Here is a 14,613-nt window from a genome sequence, read left to right as displayed (position 1 = left end):
GGCTGCGTCATTGGCGACGCCCACTCAAGACACGGGCAAGGATGTTCAGGGCAAGGATGGCAACGGTGATGATCAGCGCGCCGGCCCAGGCCAGCTGTTTCAGATCCTCGCCGGGATCGGCGGCAAGCGTGTTGATGGCAACCGGCAGCGTGGCGATCGGACCGGTCAGGCCCGTATTCATGAATTTGCTGTAGCCGGCAGTGAAGAGAAGCGGTGCGGTTTCGCCGCTGATGCGGGCGATGGCCAGCAGGATGCCGGTAAGAATGCCGGTCCAGGCGGAACGGTAGATCACCATCATCATGGACTTCCAGCGCGGCGCCCCGAGCGCGGCAGTCGCCTCGCGAAGCGCATTCGGCACCAGCAACAGCATATCCTGCGTCGTGCGGTTGACGACCGGGAGAGCGATCAGCGCGAGTGCAAGGATGCCGGCAATGGCGGAGTTGCCGTGCATCGGCACGACCACGGCGCCGTAAACGAACACGCCGACGATGATCGAAGGTGCGGACAGCAGGATGTCGTTGATGAATTTGGCAGCCTCGGCAAGCTTGGTGCCGTTGGCATATTCCACCAGGTAGGTCCCGGCGAGTATGCCGATCGGCGCTGCGATCAGGATGGCGCAGCCGGTGACCAGCACCGTGCCGTAGATCGCGTTGATCAGACCGCCGCGCGAGCCCTGGGCTGGGATCGACATGGTGAACACGTCGAGGCTGAGCGCCGATACGCCGCGATAAACCAGGCTTGCAAGGATCACACTGAGGAAGAATATGCCGAGAATGGCCGCGAGGAAGGACAGGGCCATCATCAGCTTGTTCTTCGTATAACGCCGGGACACGAGATTCTGACGAACTGCATTTTCCATGGGTTTTTCCTCAGAGCGAGTCGCCGCGGCCGATCATCCATCTCGCCACTGCAAGCACGCAGAAGGAAAGGACGAACAGGAGCAAGCCGAGCGCAATCAGGCTCGACAGTTGCAGACCGTCGGCATCGCCGAAGTTGTTCGCGATCTGGGCGGAAATGGTTGTGGACGGCGAGATGATCGACGACTGGAGACGGCTCACCGAGCCGACGACGAAGGTGACCGCCATGGTTTCGCCAAGCGCGCGGCCAAGGCCGAGCATGATGCCGCCGACGAGGCCGCGGCGCGTGTAGGGGATCAGGATGTGGCGCGCCACTTCCCATGTCGTCATGCCCATGCCGTAGGCGGATTCACGCAGCATCGGCGGCACGGTGCTGAACACGTCGCGGGAGATCGCGGTGATGAACGGCAGGATCATGACGGCGAGCACGAGGCTTGCCGTCAGCAGGCCGACGCCGGGCGCCGGCGGCTGGAACAGCAGGCCGATTACCGGCACCTGGCCGACCGTCGATATAAGGAAGGGCAGGATATAATTCTGCATCAGCGGCACGAGAATGAACAGGCCGACGATGCCATAGATAATAGAGGGAACGCCGGCCAGAAGTTCGATGGCCGTGCTGATCGGGCGGCGCAGGCTGCCGGGGCAAAGTTCCGTGAGGAAGATAGCGATACCGATGCCCAAGGGAACGGCAATCAGCATGGCGATGAACGAACTTACCAGCGTACCGACAACGGCAGGCACGGCGCCATAAATATCGGCCGGCGCGCTCCACTTGGTGCCCCAAAGGAACGACAAGCCAAAGGCCTGAAATGTCGGCAGTGCATCGATGACAAGAACCACGAGGATTGCCAGCAGCAGCAACACGACCAGGACAGCCGAGCTAAGCGTCATCAAATAGAAAATCCGATCCTGGATTCGGAATTTTCTGGTCGCGGCGGAGGTATTCACAGCCTGGAAGCCAGCCATCTGAGTCGCGTCAGCCATCGATTTTCCCTTGTCCTGTCACGAAAGGCGGACAGGGAACTTCCCTGCCCGCCGCAACTTTCTCGCCTAGCACAAATTACTTCGTGCCGAAGTCCGTCTTCCAAGACTTCTCGACGATCTCGACAACATTGTCCGGGATCGCGAGATAAGACAGGGCGGTCGCGTCCTTCTGGCCATGCTCATAGGACCACTTGAAGAACTTCAGTGCCTCTTCGTTCTTAGCAGCATCGGCCGGCTTCTTGTAGAGCAGAACCCAGGTCGAAGCGGCAATCGGCCAGCTCTTTTCACCCGGCTGATTGGTGATGATCAGATTGAAGTTCTTGGCTTTGGCCCAATCGGCGTTGGAAGCAGCAGCCTTGAAGGTTTCCAGGCTCGGCTCGATAACCTTGCCGGCAGCGTTCTTCATCTTCGCGAAACCGATGTGGTTGGCGACGACGTAGGAATATTCAACGTAGGAGATCGAACCAGCCGTCTGGTTGACGGTGGTGGAAACGCCTTCAGAGCCCTTGGCGCCGAAGCCGACCGGCCATTCAACAGCCGTGTTCGAGCCGACCTTTTCCTTCCATTCCGGCGAAACCTTCGACAGGTAGTCGGTGAAGTTGAAGGTCGTGCCCGAGCTGTCGGCGCGATAAACGACGGAGATCGGCGTGGACGGCAGCTTCACGTCCGGGTTGAGAGCCTTGATGGCTGCATCGTCCCACTTGGCGATCTTGCCAAGGAAGATGTCGGCCAGCGTCTTGCCGTCGAGAACGAGTTCGCCCGGCTTTACGCCTTCAACGTTATAGGAAACGACGATACCGCCGGAGATCATCGGGAACTGGGCAATGCCGTTCTTCTCGAGGTCAGCGTCGCTCATCGGCTTGTCCGAAGCGCCGAATACGATGGTCTTGTCGAGGAGCTGCTTGATGCCGGCGCCCGAACCGACCGACTGGTAGTTGACGACGTTGTTCGTCGCAGCCTTGTAGCCTTCGGCCCACTTGGACAGAACCGGTGCAATGAAGCTCGAGCCGGCGCCCGTGATGTCGGCAGCCGAGGCCGAAGCGGACATAGCCGCGATGAGGCCTGCAGTCAGGCAAAGCGAACGGAGTTTCAGGTTAAGCATAGTAGACTCACTTCCTCAAGTGAATGAAAGGATGGCGAGCAGAAGATCGGCGCGAGGCATCCATGGTAAACGAACCTCCCCGCCTGAAATCTCCCGGCGACAGACTTGGCTCTAAAGACGCATTGTTTCAGTTTGATGACAGTTTAATGAAGCGGCAGTGACACAACCTGCGGCAATCATGGCGGCCAATGTGGAACGGCGTGAAACGAGGCGCGCCAAAGGGCGCATGAACACGAACGTCATGTTCTGATTCGAGGACCATCGTCAGAGGCGGATCACATAGTCCTTGCGAGTCGTTTCAATCACTTCCCAGGTCCCCTTGAAGCCCGGCCTCAAGATAAGGCGGTCGCCCGCACGCAGATGAAAGGATTCGCCATCCTCACCCGTCACAATAGAATAGCCGGAGAGGATGTGGAAATACTCCCATTCGTCATAGACGATCCTCCATTTGCCTGGGGTTGCTTCCCATATGCCGGCATAGAGACCGCCATCTGCCTCATCCAAGTTCCAGGTTCGGAAGGTCGGGGCTCCCGAAATGAGACGATCCGCTGCGGGCGCTCCGAGCTCGGGCTCAACACCATCGACATTCAGTTGCAGGTAAGTTGCCATTCAGATCCCCCGTCGATCACGCTTCGCCGAGATAAAAAGGTCCGCGACCGCCAAGCGGGAGCGCGGACCGAGACAAACATGGAATGCGCCGGGATCAAAGAACCTCGGCCGCTTTTTCGGCGTCCTGCCGGTGCCGTCCTCAGATTTTCGCCAGCGCCTGCTCCAGATCCGCGATGATATCCCTGACGTCTTCGATACCGATGGACAAACGCACGACATCCGGACCGGCGCCGGCTGCGATCTGCTGTTCATCACTCAGCTGCTTGTGCGTGGTCGAAGCGGGATGAATGACCAGCGAGCGCGTATCGCCGATATTGGCGAGATGCGAGAAGAGCTGAAGGCTTTCGACCAGCCCCTTGCCGGCTTCATATCCCCCTTTCAGACCGAAGGTGAAGACGGAGCCGGCGCCCTTCGGCGAGTAACGCTGCTGCAGGGCGTGGTTCGGATCGTCCTCAAGACCCGCATAATTGACCCATCCCACCTTTTCCTGCTCCCTCAGCCAACGCGCAACGGCAGCCGCATTGTCGGAATGGCGCTGCATGCGCAGCGGCAGCGTCTCGATGCCTGTGAGGATCAAAAAGGCATTGAACGGCGAGATGGCCGGACCGAGATCGCGCAGGCCCAGCACCCGGCAGGCAATGGCAAAGGCAAAGTTACCGAAGGTCGCATGCAGCACGATGCCATTATATTCCGGGCGCGGTGACGACAGCATGGGATAATTGCCCGAGGCGGACCAGTCGAAAGTGCCGCCATCGACGATAATGCCGCCCATGGAATTGCCATGGCCGCCGAGGAACTTCGTCAGGGAATGCACCACGATATCGGCGCCATGCTCCAGCGGCCGGATGAGATAGGGGCTTGCCAGGGTATTGTCGACGATCAGCGGCAGGCCATGCCTATGTGCGATGGCTGCAATCGCGGCAATATCGACGAAAGTGCCGCCCGGGTTGGCGAGACTTTCGATGAAAATGGCGCGCGTGCGGCTGTCGATCTGCGCTTCGAAAGTTGCAGGATCGGCGGGATCGGCCCAGCGGACCCGCCAGTCGAAATTCTTGAAGGATTGACCGAATTGATTGACCGAACCGCCGTATAGCCGTTTGGCGGCGACGAAATTATCGCCCGGCTGCATGATGGCATGAAAGACGAGCAGCTGGGCTGCATGACCGGAGGCGACGGCGAGAGCCGCGGTTCCGCCTTCGAGGGCAGCAACTCGCTCTTCCAGCACGGCCTGGGTCGGATTCATGATGCGGGTATAGATATTGCCGAACTGCTGCAATCCGAAGAGGGCGGCGGCATGATCCGCATCCTGAAAGACGAAGGAGGTCGTCTGGTAGATCGGCGTCGCGCGCGCGCCCGTCGCCGGATCCGGCTGCGCGCCTGCATGGATTGCAAGCGTGTCGAAACCTGGGTTGTTGGCTGGCATGTTTTTCCTCCCGCCGGGTTTTGTTCGTGACGGGGAAGCATAATGCCTGGCATATGAAAGTTAACCGCGAACTTTGCCGCGCTTCTCGGCTCACGGAAAAAACTTGCCATCTTTCTGTGAGATCGCGCGATAAACGGCCGGCTGCCGTCGATCACCGATCTCGATCAGGCGACCAGGCGCGGATATTCGATAGCCGGGCAACGGTCCATAACGACCCTCACCCCCGCCGCCTCCGCCCGCGCAGCAGCCGCGTCGTCGCGCACGCCAAGCTGCCCCCATATGACCGGCGGCCGCGGCTCGATCATGATGGTCTCCTCCACCACGGACCGGAGATATTCGGGTGCCCGGAAAACATCGACCATATCCACGGGCTCGGGGATGTCGGCGAGGCGCGCATAGACCCACTGCCCCAGAATTTCCTTGCCGGCCTGCCCGGGATTGACGGGGATGACGCGATAGCCCTTGTTCAGAAGATAGGCCATCACACCGTTGCTTGGACGGGCGGGATTGGGCGAAGCGCCCACGAGCGCGATAGTCCTCACCGACAAGAGGATATCGGCTATATAGGAATCGTCATAATTGTCGTGGTTCATCACGAAGCCTCCCGCCTCGATCACACTTGCGTTTTTGTCACGAATACGGAAACCGCAATGCACTCTCCGCGTATATATATTGTATTATAGCAACTTCGGAGAGGATTACTCAGATGAAAAAATTCATCCTGCTGAGCCTGCTCGTTACATCGGCCGCAACGCCGGCCCTGGCCATCTCGCGATATAATTCCATGTCCATGACCTGCGCCGAAGCGAGGGCTGTCATAAACCGGGAGCGCGCGGTCATCATGCGCTATCCGGCCAGGAGAACGCCGAAAATGACGCTCTATGACCGCTACGTCGCGGACAGCGGGGCATGTGACCAGGGCTTTTATGCCTATCAGGACTATCTGCCCACCAAGGACCGTTCCTCCTGCCCGGTCTATATATGCCGGCCGATGACGGACCTCGATGACGAGGATTTGATCTTCCCACGCTAATCGAAGTACGACCGAGTTGGATATGTGGACTATTCATGTGTTCATCACGATGCCCATCGGGCACGGCTAATTGGTTGCAATCAGAATTGGGCATTCCGGCGCCGCAACCGTCCGTGTAGCGTCGGGAGGTTGTATTGAGGTCGTTCTTTAAAGCGCCTTCAGAAAATTTTCGGAACTGCGGACGTGCGTTCTGCGGATATGCAACCTTTGTTCGCCATTTATTCACATGTAATTTAGGAAATTTGCATGAATCGAGAATTCGAATGGAAACTGATTCCGAATATGGGAATACGCACTTACTCATAAGTTTCGGACAGAATAATTTTGATAGCTATGCAATTATATAAATATAAATATATATGGAAATCCATCGATCTTCCGAACCTATACTTGTAATATGGAGCCTTTATAGAATCCTGATCGACAAAGGCAGCCGAAAATTGCAATATTTTTCAACTGCTGTGGAATTATACAGCATTGCTGATAAGGGGCCGAAGCGCGCGGATCGCCGAACGACGACGTTGCGGCGAACCACTTTATCCGCGACGGTAGCATCGTTGCGGTCGCCCAAAGCGGCACGCGCTTTTCAAGTAAGAAGTGTCTTATACCACTCTCGCGTTCACAAGGCGTGCGATATTCGATCGCGCTTCATACTCCAATAAATTAGTAATTTATATGTCTATGCGAGCAACTTGGAACGCAACAGGAACACAACTCCCGATGCCTATTTGCCAATCACCGCCGGTGTAACAAGCCTCGATAACAGGTGATATTCCGTTGCTTTTCGATGCATTGCGGATCATATGGAGGCCGCATTCCCACAAAATGCCACGCATTGCCATATGCCTGCAAAATCGCGAGGTTTTCCGTGTCTCTCGACGTTATCGCGCTCGTCCTCCTCGGCGCTCTGCTGCATGCGACGTGGAATGCGATCATCAAGGCGGGAACCGATAAATCGCTCGATGCCGCGTTGGTTTCGGCCGGCGGCGCAGTTGCCGCTCTTCCCCTGCTGCCGTTTCTGCCTTTGCCCGCCTCCGCGGCCTGGCCCTTCATCGGCGCTTCCGCCATCCTGCAATTTGTCTATTTCCAGCTTGTGGCAGCGGCCTATCGGGCCGGCGATATCGGGCTTGTCTACCCGCTGATGCGTGGCGTGGCACCCCTCATCATCGTCTCGACAAGTAGTTTCATCCTGAAGGAAACCCTTTCGGGCGGCGCATTGATCGGCACCATGACCATTTGCGCCGGCATATTGACGCTCGCTTTCGAGGCGCGAAAGGGCAGCCGCCGGGCGATCGTGCTGGCTCTCGCCAATGCCGTGGTCATCGCGACCTATACCTATGTCGACGGCATCGGTGCGCGGGCATCGGGCAATTCGGTATCCTATACGCTTTGGATGGCGCTCCTGCCTCCGGTTCTCCTTTTCGCCTGGGCGATATCGCAACGCGGCCTCAATGCCGTTGCCGCCCACGTCCGTTATAATTGGTGGCGCGGGCTTATCGGCGGCGGCGGCTCGATCGCCTCCTACGGGCTGGCATTGTGGGCAATGACGAAAGCGCCGGTCGCCATGGTCGCCGCCTTGCGCGAGACTTCGATCCTCTTCGCTTTGGCGATATCCGTCGTCATTTTGAAGGAGCGGTCCAGCATCTGGCGCTATATTGCCGGCGCCATTATTGCCGGCGGAGTGCTGGTTTTGCGGCTGGGTTGACGATAAATTATGTGGTTTTATTTTACCACACAGACAACTTGTTGATTTTGCAACGTTATTTTTACGATCTACCGATCCGGCGATATTGACCCGCGCTCTTAATCGCTCTATAAGCCGCCGCAGATTGCAGCCTTTCCGGGCTGCTTTCTTTTTGGCACGCATCCATGCACGCCAAACCAAGCAACAAGAAACGCCCATAGGCCTTCGGGCCAAGGGTCCCAAAAGAGAGTATGCAACATGGCAACCTTCTCCCAGAAGCCTGCAGAGGTGGAGAAGAAGTGGGTTCTCATCGACGCCGAAGGGCTTGTCGTTGGCCGTCTCGCTTCTATCATCGCAATGCGTCTGCGCGGCAAGCATAAGGCCACCTTCACGCCGCACGTCGACGACGGCGACAACGTCATCGTTATCAATGCCGACAAGATCGTTTTCACCGGCAAGAAGTACGAAGACAAGGTTTACTACTGGCACACCGGTTATGCCGGCGGCATCAAGGAGCGCACCGCTCGCCAGATCATCGAAGGCCGCTTCCCGGAGCGCGTCGTTGAGAAGGCCGTCGAGCGCATGGTTCCCCGCGGCCCGCTCGGCCGTCGCCAGATGAAGAACCTGCGCGTCTACGCCGGCCCGAACCATCCCCACGAAGCTCAGCAGCCGGTCGTCCTCGACGTCGCCAAGCTGAACAAGAAGAACGTAAGGAGCGCCTGATAATGGCTGACCTCTCCTCCCTGAAGGACCTCGGCACGACGTCGGAAGCAGCTGCCGCTCCGGTTCACGTCCGCAAGGTTGACTCGCTCGGCCGCTCCTACGCGACCGGCAAGCGCAAGGACGCCGTAGCCCGCGTATGGGTCAAGGCCGGCTCCGGCAAGATCATCGTCAACGGCAAGGACTACACGGCTTATTTCGCCCGTCCGGTTCTGCAGATGATCCTGCGTCAGCCGATCGTGGCTGCTGCCCGTGACGGCCAGTTCGACATCATCGCAACCGTTGCCGGCGGCGGCCTCTCCGGCCAGGCCGGCGCCGTTCGTCACGGCCTGTCCAAGGCGCTCACCTACTTCGAGCCGGGCCTGCGCTCGGTGCTGAAGAAGGGTGGCTTCCTGACCCGCGACAGCCGCGTCGTCGAACGCAAGAAGTACGGCCGTGCAAAGGCACGTCGTTCCTTCCAGTTCTCCAAGCGTTAATCGCTTATCCGAGATCGGATTTTTGGAAAGGCCGGGGCTTCCCCGGCCTTTTTCTTTTGCCGCATTGAAATGATGCAAATTTGCCAAGGCAGGAAATGCTTTTTGTGGCAAAGTCCGCCGACAAGCATCGGGGGAGCTCAATGCGCAGCTTCATCTTTTCGTTTCTATTCTTCATCGGCATAATCTCACCGGCTCTGTGCGACGATGCACAGCCGGCTCCTCCCGCCGACAAGGCCGCGGAGATGCAGAGTATGAAGGATTTTCTCCACGCAAACCCGGACTGTCGCGAGTTCAGCGACAGCTGCTCCTATTGTAGGGTGACCGATAGGCAGGCCGAGTGCTCCACGCCGCAGATCGCCTGCGTGAAAAAACCATATCAATGTACCGCGCGATCAGGCAAATAGTCGCGTGATCCCAACTTGAAATGCCGAGCCGAAGCCCGGAATTTGATCGCTCTCCGGAGAACTATCATGAGCAGCAGCAACTCTTCGCGTTTCGCGGCCACTCCCGAGCCGCCCTATTACATCGTCTCCTTCGCCTCGATCCGAACAGCCGGTGACAATGGCTATGGCGCCATGGGCAAGCGCATGGAGGAACTGGCGCTGGCACAAGACGGCTGCCTTGGGCTTGAGAGTGCGAGAGGCGCCGATGGTTTCGGCATCACCAACTCCTTCTGGCGGGACGAGGAAAGCATCCTTGCCTGGAAGAACGTGGTGTCGCATCTGGCCGCACAGAAACTCGGGCGCGAGCGCTGGTATGAAGAATACAAGGTTCGCGTGGGCAGGATAGAACGGGCCTACGACTTCCAGGCGAGCAAAGGAGAAGCCCTTGCCAAGCACGTCGATTGACCATGCGTTTACCGCGGCAAGCCTGACCTCGGCTGCGAGCGACCCGACCTTTGCCGGCGCGCTCTCCTTCATGCGCCGCCGCTTCACCAAATCGCTTGATGGTGCCGATGCCGTGGTATGGGGTATTCCCTTCGACGCCGCGACTTCGAACCGGCCTGGGACACGCTTCGGACCGCAGGCGATCCGGCGTGCTTCGGCGATCTTCGACAACGATCCGCAATATCCCTTCAACCGCGATCTCTTCGCCGAGATGGCCGTGATCGACTATGGCGACTGCCTGCTCGACTACGGCAATCATCAGGATACGCCCGCTGCAATCGAAAGGCAGGCGGCGACGATCCTCGACAGCGGCGCCTTCCTGCTGACCCTCGGCGGCGACCACTTCGTCACATGGCCGCTGTTGAAGGCGCATGCCGCCAAGCATGGGCCGCTGGCGCTGGTGCAGTTCGATGCCCATCAGGATACCTGGTTCGATGACGGCAGACGTATCGACCATGGCTCCTTCGTCGCTCGCGCCGTACGCGACGGGCTGATCGATCCGGACCGCTCCATCCAGATCGGCATCCGCACACATGCGCCTGATGATTTCGGCATCCATATTCTTTACGGACATCAGGTCGAGGACATGAGTGCCCGCGATATTGCCTCGCTGATCGTCTCGCATACCAAGGGCGCACCGACTTATCTGACCTTCGATATCGACTGCCTCGATCCGGCCTTTGCTCCGGGCACGGGAACGCCCGTCGGGGGCGGCCCTTCCAGCGCCAAGATCCTCTCGGTGCTGCAAAGGCTGCATCAACTCGACATCCGGGGCGCCGACGTCGTCGAAGTGTCCCCCGCCTATGACCACGCCGACATCACCGCCATTGCGGGGGCGACCGTGGCGATGTATATGCTCGGCCTCCACGCCGAACGACGTGCGGGCGGTCGTTGAGACATGATTTCGGGATAGGGGCGACGGTTTCGAAAGTCGCGCTGCCGCTTCGGCAACGACCGTTATGAAATTGAATCAACTGCATGGCAAACTGAGTCCGGAAATACTCTCAACCTATTGAAAGAGCAGGAATAAGATGGCACCGAAAATCTTCATCGATGGCGAACACGGAACCACGGGCTTGCAGATCCGCACGCGCATGGCCGACCGCCGCGACGTCGAACTGCTGTCCATTCCCGAAGCCGAACGCCGCAACGCCGCCATGCGTGAGGACATGCTGAACAGCGCCGATATCGCCATCCTTTGCCTGCCCGACGATGCGTCGAAGGAAGCGGTGAAGATGGTGGCCGGCAACAACAATGTCCGCGTGATCGACACTTCGACGGCCTTCCGCATCCATTCCGACTGGGCCTATGGCTTTGCCGAAATGGATAGCGGCCAGGGCAACAAGATCAAGGCGGCGCGCTTCGTCGCAAATCCCGGCTGCTATCCCACCGGAGCAATCGGTCTCATTCGTCCGCTGCGTGCAGCCGGCATTCTTCCGGCGGCTTATCCCGTGACAGTCAATGCCGTGTCCGGCTACACTGGCGGCGGCAAGCAGATGATCGCGCAGATGGAAAATCCGGATCATGCGGATGCGATCACCGCGCCGCACTTCCTCTACGGGCTGACGCTGACCCACAAGCATGTGCCGGAGATGACGACGCACGGTCTGCTCGAGCACGCGCCGATCTTCTCCCCCTCCGTCGGTCGTTTCCCGCAGGGCATGATCGTGCAGGTGCCGCTGCATCTCGGCGACCTCGCGGAAGGTGCGACGCTTGATAGCATTCACGGCGCGCTTGTCGACCATTATGCCGGTCAGGATATCGTTCAGGTCGTTTCGTTTGATGAGAGCCGCGCCCTGCCCCGCGTCAACGCCGTCGAGCTTGCGGGCAAGGATACGATGAAGCTCTTCGTCTTCGGCACGCCGGGCGGCGCGCAGGTCAATCTCGTTGCCCTGCTCGACAATCTCGGCAAGGGTGCTTCCGGCGCGGCCGTACAGAACATGGACCTGATGCTGAGCGCATAACTCAGCCTGACGCGGATTGAAATTCTGCCAGCCCGGCATGCTTATCCATCGTGATGGATCAGGCCGGGCTTTTTCACGTCAAAAGCACTTTTGCGCAGTTTCCGCTCTGCTGACGCCCTCGGCCTTATTTTTGCCGCCGCTCTAAATTAGCCGAAGCTACACGGAAAAGTGAACCGTCGTTAGCGATTGCGACCAACTGTCGGCCGGATTTGCTCTTTAACGGCTTTGCTGGCCCGGGATGGGTGGGACGTTCAAAACTATCCCTTTTTTCAATGAATATCGAAGAATGAGACATCGTAAAGGAATTGGTTACCATAATTCGGCATGCTTCCAGACAGCCGGCAAGTTGGCGATCGAACGCGACCTTCGCGTTGGATCGCTCGTGCGTTCTTGAGCCGGCTCAGTGTCTGTGTAGTTTGGATAACGAGTATCATGGCGTTCGTGACCGAAACGTTCGGTAACTTCAATTCGCGCTCCGGCTACGCCTCGCGATCGAAAAAATCCCTCAGCATCCGTCCCGGCACCCTAGCCACCGGCGTCGCAGTCGCGGCTTTTGCCTGGGTCGCTGCAACGCTGATGACGACCCAATCAATGGTGCTGTCGCTTCCCGGGGCGGCGACATCGACCGACAGCTTCCTGGCACCGCGAGCCTCGGCCTTCATCGTTCCGCAAAACTACGTGGCGCGCCCTGCCCGCTATGTCAGCCAGACAACTTCGCTGCATGGGCAAAGCCGCTTCGGCAACCTCGTCGCTGCAGAGGTTCAAACGAATGCTGGCGGGACCGATGCGGTTCGTGCGCAACTGGCATACGCGCTCGCACAACAGACATCCGATATGAAGCAGGCTCAGGTTGCGGCCGCAAGCATCAAGAGCGGCCGTCTCGAAGTGGCCGCGGCTTCTCCCGAGAAGATCGATCATCTGCGCAAGGTGATCGCGATCAATTTCGCAACCGTAGTGCAATCGCTAAGCCAGGCGAAATATGCGGCCGCCCTGATGCCGGCAGCAGGTCCGCTGAAAACTACGGAGCAGCCGCCGGCGGTCGCTTCCGCAGCCCCCGAGGTCAGCCTGCCCGCCATTGCGGAAGCAAAGCCGGTGCCTGCGAAAGACGCCGACATTGCGGTGGCGGAAGCCGTACTGAACGTCATTCCCATGGCCCGCCCCGCCCGCGAAACACCGGTGCAACGCGCCAGCGCCACAAGTGCCATCGCCCGGGCAACGAACAGCGAAACGACCGCACAGCCGCCATCGCGCATGATGGCCTATGCCGATCCGGATGACAGCTCCGTTCGCAAGACAAAGCCCTTCATCAATCCGTTTGCCGCCATCAGCCCCGGCCCAGGCACGGCGATCTATGACATCGAAGCGAAGACCGTTTACCTGCCGACCGGCGAACGTCTCGAGGCCCATTCCGGCCTCGGCCACATGCGTGACAATCCGCGCTATGTCGACCGCAAGAATACGGGCCCGACGCCGCCTGAAACTTATAATCTGACCTATAGGGAAAGCCTGTTCCATGGCGTGCAGGCGCTGCGCCTGACACCTGCAAACGGTGCCCGGGTCTATGGCCGCAACGGCCTGCTGGCTCATACGTATATGCTCAGAGGAGGCCGCGGCGAATCGAATGGCTGCGTGGTCTTCAAGGATTACAACCGCTTTCTGGCCGCCTTCCGGCGCGGCGAAATCAAGCGTTTGAAAGTCGTTTCGCGGATGTCGTCGGCGGCAAGCGTCGCTTCGGCACGCTAAAAGGATTGAGGCGCAATGCGCCTCAATCAATCCCTCACGATGATCGATGTCTGGTGCGGCAATTCGCCATGGAAACCGCGCCAATTGGCAATCGCGAAGCCGAAGACGATCAGGGCACCAGCCTGATGCGCCAGAGCGAGATGCAGCGGCACGTGCAGCAGCAGTGTCGAAATGCCGAGGATCGCCTGGATCAGCACAAGCACGAAGAGAACGACGGATCGGCGCGCATGAGTCGTATGCGCCGCCGCGCGCAGCGAGATGACCATATTGATAGCGACGACGGCGAAGAGCGCATAGGCGCCGAGACGGTGAACGAACTGGACCGTCTTGGGGTTCTCAAAGAAATTGATCCAGGCCGGCGATTGTATGAAAAGATCACTGGGTACGACGGCACCATCCATCAGCGGCCAGGTATTGTAGCTGAGGCCGGCATCGAGACCGGCGACAAGCGCGCCGAGATAGATCTGGAACAAGGCCATGAAGGCGATGAGGCCGGCGAGTTTCGCCGAATGGCGCGTTGGCGGCGGCTCGTTCGAATGCGGCGACAAGGCACGCATGAACCACATGCAGGCGGCAAAAATCAGACAGGCGGTCACCAGATGAGTGGCAAGCCGGTATTGGCTGACGTCGGTGCGCGCTTCCAGGCCCGAGGAGACCATCCACCAGCCGATCGCACCTTGAAGGCCCCCCAGCAGGAAAATGCCGGCGAGCGGCAGCCAGAGCTTGCGCTCGACCCGGCCGGTCAGGACGAAAAACAGCAGCGGCAGGCCGAAAATGACACCGATAGTGCGTGCCAGCAGACGATGCGCCCACTCCCACCAAAAGATGCTCTTGAACTCCTCGACCGTCATATCCTTGTTCAGGATCTGGAACTGCGGAATGCGCTTGTAGAGATCGAACTCATCCTGCCATTCCTGCGCATTCAGAGGCGGGATGACGCCATGGATCGGTTGCCACTGCGTGATCGACAGGCCGGAATTGGTAAGCCGCGTGGCACCTCCCACCAGCACGAGGCCGAAGAGGACGAGAAGAACACAGGCAAGCCAGATACGGATGGCGCGGCGATTGCGGTCCTGACGAGCCACTTCCTTCAAAATAGCCTGTTCGGTCGTAAAATTAGTGGCAGCCATG

Annotated in this window: 15 protein-coding genes; 8 read left to right on the top strand and 7 right to left on the bottom strand. The window is 59.0% G+C overall.

Annotated features, from left to right (window positions below):
* Positions 1–7: 7 nt before the first annotated feature.
* The 6 genes from pstA to C7U61_RS07595 all read right to left on the bottom strand — a co-directional run bounded on the left by pstA (position 8) and on the right by C7U61_RS07595 (position 5,568).
* Positions 8–859 (bottom strand): phosphate ABC transporter permease PstA, encoded by an 852-nt coding sequence (gene pstA, locus C7U61_RS07620; RefSeq protein WP_106997531.1) that lies wholly within the window; start codon positions 857–859, stop codon positions 8–10.
* Between the two features lie 10 nt (positions 860–869).
* Entirely contained in the window at positions 870–1,841 is a 972-nt protein-coding gene (pstC, locus tag C7U61_RS07615; protein WP_106997530.1) for a phosphate ABC transporter permease subunit PstC, read from the bottom strand.
* 76 nt (positions 1,842–1,917) lie between these two features.
* Positions 1,918–2,943: a phosphate ABC transporter substrate-binding protein PstS gene (gene pstS / locus C7U61_RS07610; protein WP_069616286.1), complete on the bottom strand. Its 1,026-nt coding sequence runs from the start codon at positions 2,941–2,943 to the stop codon at positions 1,918–1,920.
* A 264-nt stretch (positions 2,944–3,207) separates the two neighbouring features.
* Positions 3,208–3,552 carry a cupin domain-containing protein gene (locus tag C7U61_RS07605; protein ID WP_106997529.1) on the bottom strand — a complete coding sequence of 115 codons (345 nt, stop codon included), beginning with the start codon at positions 3,550–3,552 and terminating at the stop codon, positions 3,208–3,210.
* A 139-nt stretch (positions 3,553–3,691) separates the two neighbouring features.
* On the bottom strand, positions 3,692–4,975 hold the full coding sequence (locus tag C7U61_RS07600) for an O-acetylhomoserine aminocarboxypropyltransferase (RefSeq protein WP_106997528.1): 1,284 nt from the start codon (positions 4,973–4,975) through the stop codon (positions 3,692–3,694).
* A 164-nt stretch (positions 4,976–5,139) separates the two neighbouring features.
* On the bottom strand, positions 5,140–5,568 hold the full coding sequence (locus tag C7U61_RS07595) for a CoA-binding protein (protein WP_106997527.1): 429 nt from the start codon (positions 5,566–5,568) through the stop codon (positions 5,140–5,142).
* Between the two features lie 113 nt (positions 5,569–5,681).
* On the opposite strand from C7U61_RS07595, the gene C7U61_RS07590 reads away from it, so the two are divergent.
* The 8 genes from C7U61_RS07590 (at position 5,682) to C7U61_RS07550 (ending at position 13,482) form a co-directional block, all read left to right on the top strand.
* Positions 5,682–6,008 carry a hypothetical protein gene (locus tag C7U61_RS07590; protein WP_106997526.1) on the top strand — a complete coding sequence of 109 codons (327 nt, stop codon included), beginning with the start codon at positions 5,682–5,684 and terminating at the stop codon, positions 6,006–6,008.
* An 868-nt stretch (positions 6,009–6,876) separates the two neighbouring features.
* A complete protein-coding gene (locus C7U61_RS07585) occupies positions 6,877–7,713 on the top strand; it encodes an EamA family transporter (RefSeq protein ID WP_106997708.1) in 837 nt (278 codons plus the stop codon).
* Positions 7,714–7,950: 237 nt separating this feature from the next.
* Positions 7,951–8,415, top strand: a complete 465-nt coding sequence (gene rplM, locus C7U61_RS07580; RefSeq protein ID WP_106997525.1) for a 50S ribosomal protein L13 — start codon at positions 7,951–7,953, stop codon at positions 8,413–8,415.
* Between the two features lie 2 nt (positions 8,416–8,417).
* Positions 8,418–8,888 carry a 30S ribosomal protein S9 gene (gene rpsI / locus C7U61_RS07575; protein WP_106997524.1) on the top strand — a complete coding sequence of 157 codons (471 nt, stop codon included), beginning with the start codon at positions 8,418–8,420 and terminating at the stop codon, positions 8,886–8,888.
* Between the two features lie 470 nt (positions 8,889–9,358).
* Positions 9,359–9,736 (top strand): antibiotic biosynthesis monooxygenase, encoded by a 378-nt coding sequence (locus C7U61_RS07565; protein ID WP_106997522.1) that lies wholly within the window; start codon positions 9,359–9,361, stop codon positions 9,734–9,736.
* On the top strand, positions 9,717–10,670 hold the full coding sequence (gene speB / locus C7U61_RS07560) for an agmatinase (RefSeq protein WP_106997521.1): 954 nt from the start codon (positions 9,717–9,719) through the stop codon (positions 10,668–10,670). Before C7U61_RS07565 ends, speB begins: the two co-directional genes overlap by 20 nt.
* Before the next feature lie 136 nt (positions 10,671–10,806).
* Complete coding sequence (gene argC / locus C7U61_RS07555; RefSeq protein WP_106997520.1) at positions 10,807–11,739, top strand: N-acetyl-gamma-glutamyl-phosphate reductase; 933 nt, start codon at positions 10,807–10,809, stop codon at positions 11,737–11,739.
* A 432-nt stretch (positions 11,740–12,171) separates the two neighbouring features.
* The gene (locus C7U61_RS07550; RefSeq protein ID WP_106997519.1) at positions 12,172–13,482 is read left to right on the top strand and encodes a tlde1 domain-containing protein; all 1,311 of its coding nucleotides are present in this window, start codon (positions 12,172–12,174) and stop codon (positions 13,480–13,482) included.
* A 26-nt stretch (positions 13,483–13,508) separates the two neighbouring features.
* On the opposite strand, the gene C7U61_RS07545 is transcribed toward C7U61_RS07550, so the two are convergent.
* The gene (locus C7U61_RS07545; RefSeq protein ID WP_106997518.1) at positions 13,509–14,612 is read right to left on the bottom strand and encodes a COX15/CtaA family protein; all 1,104 of its coding nucleotides are present in this window, start codon (positions 14,610–14,612) and stop codon (positions 13,509–13,511) included.
* Position 14,613: the final 1 nt, after the last annotated feature.

The organism is Rhizobium sp. JAB6 (assembly GCF_003024605.1).
In the GTDB taxonomy this organism is placed as follows: Bacteria; Pseudomonadota; Alphaproteobacteria; order Rhizobiales; family Rhizobiaceae; genus Rhizobium.
Note: the sequence above shows the minus strand (reverse complement) of the source record. Positions and strands in the feature narration are given on the sequence as shown.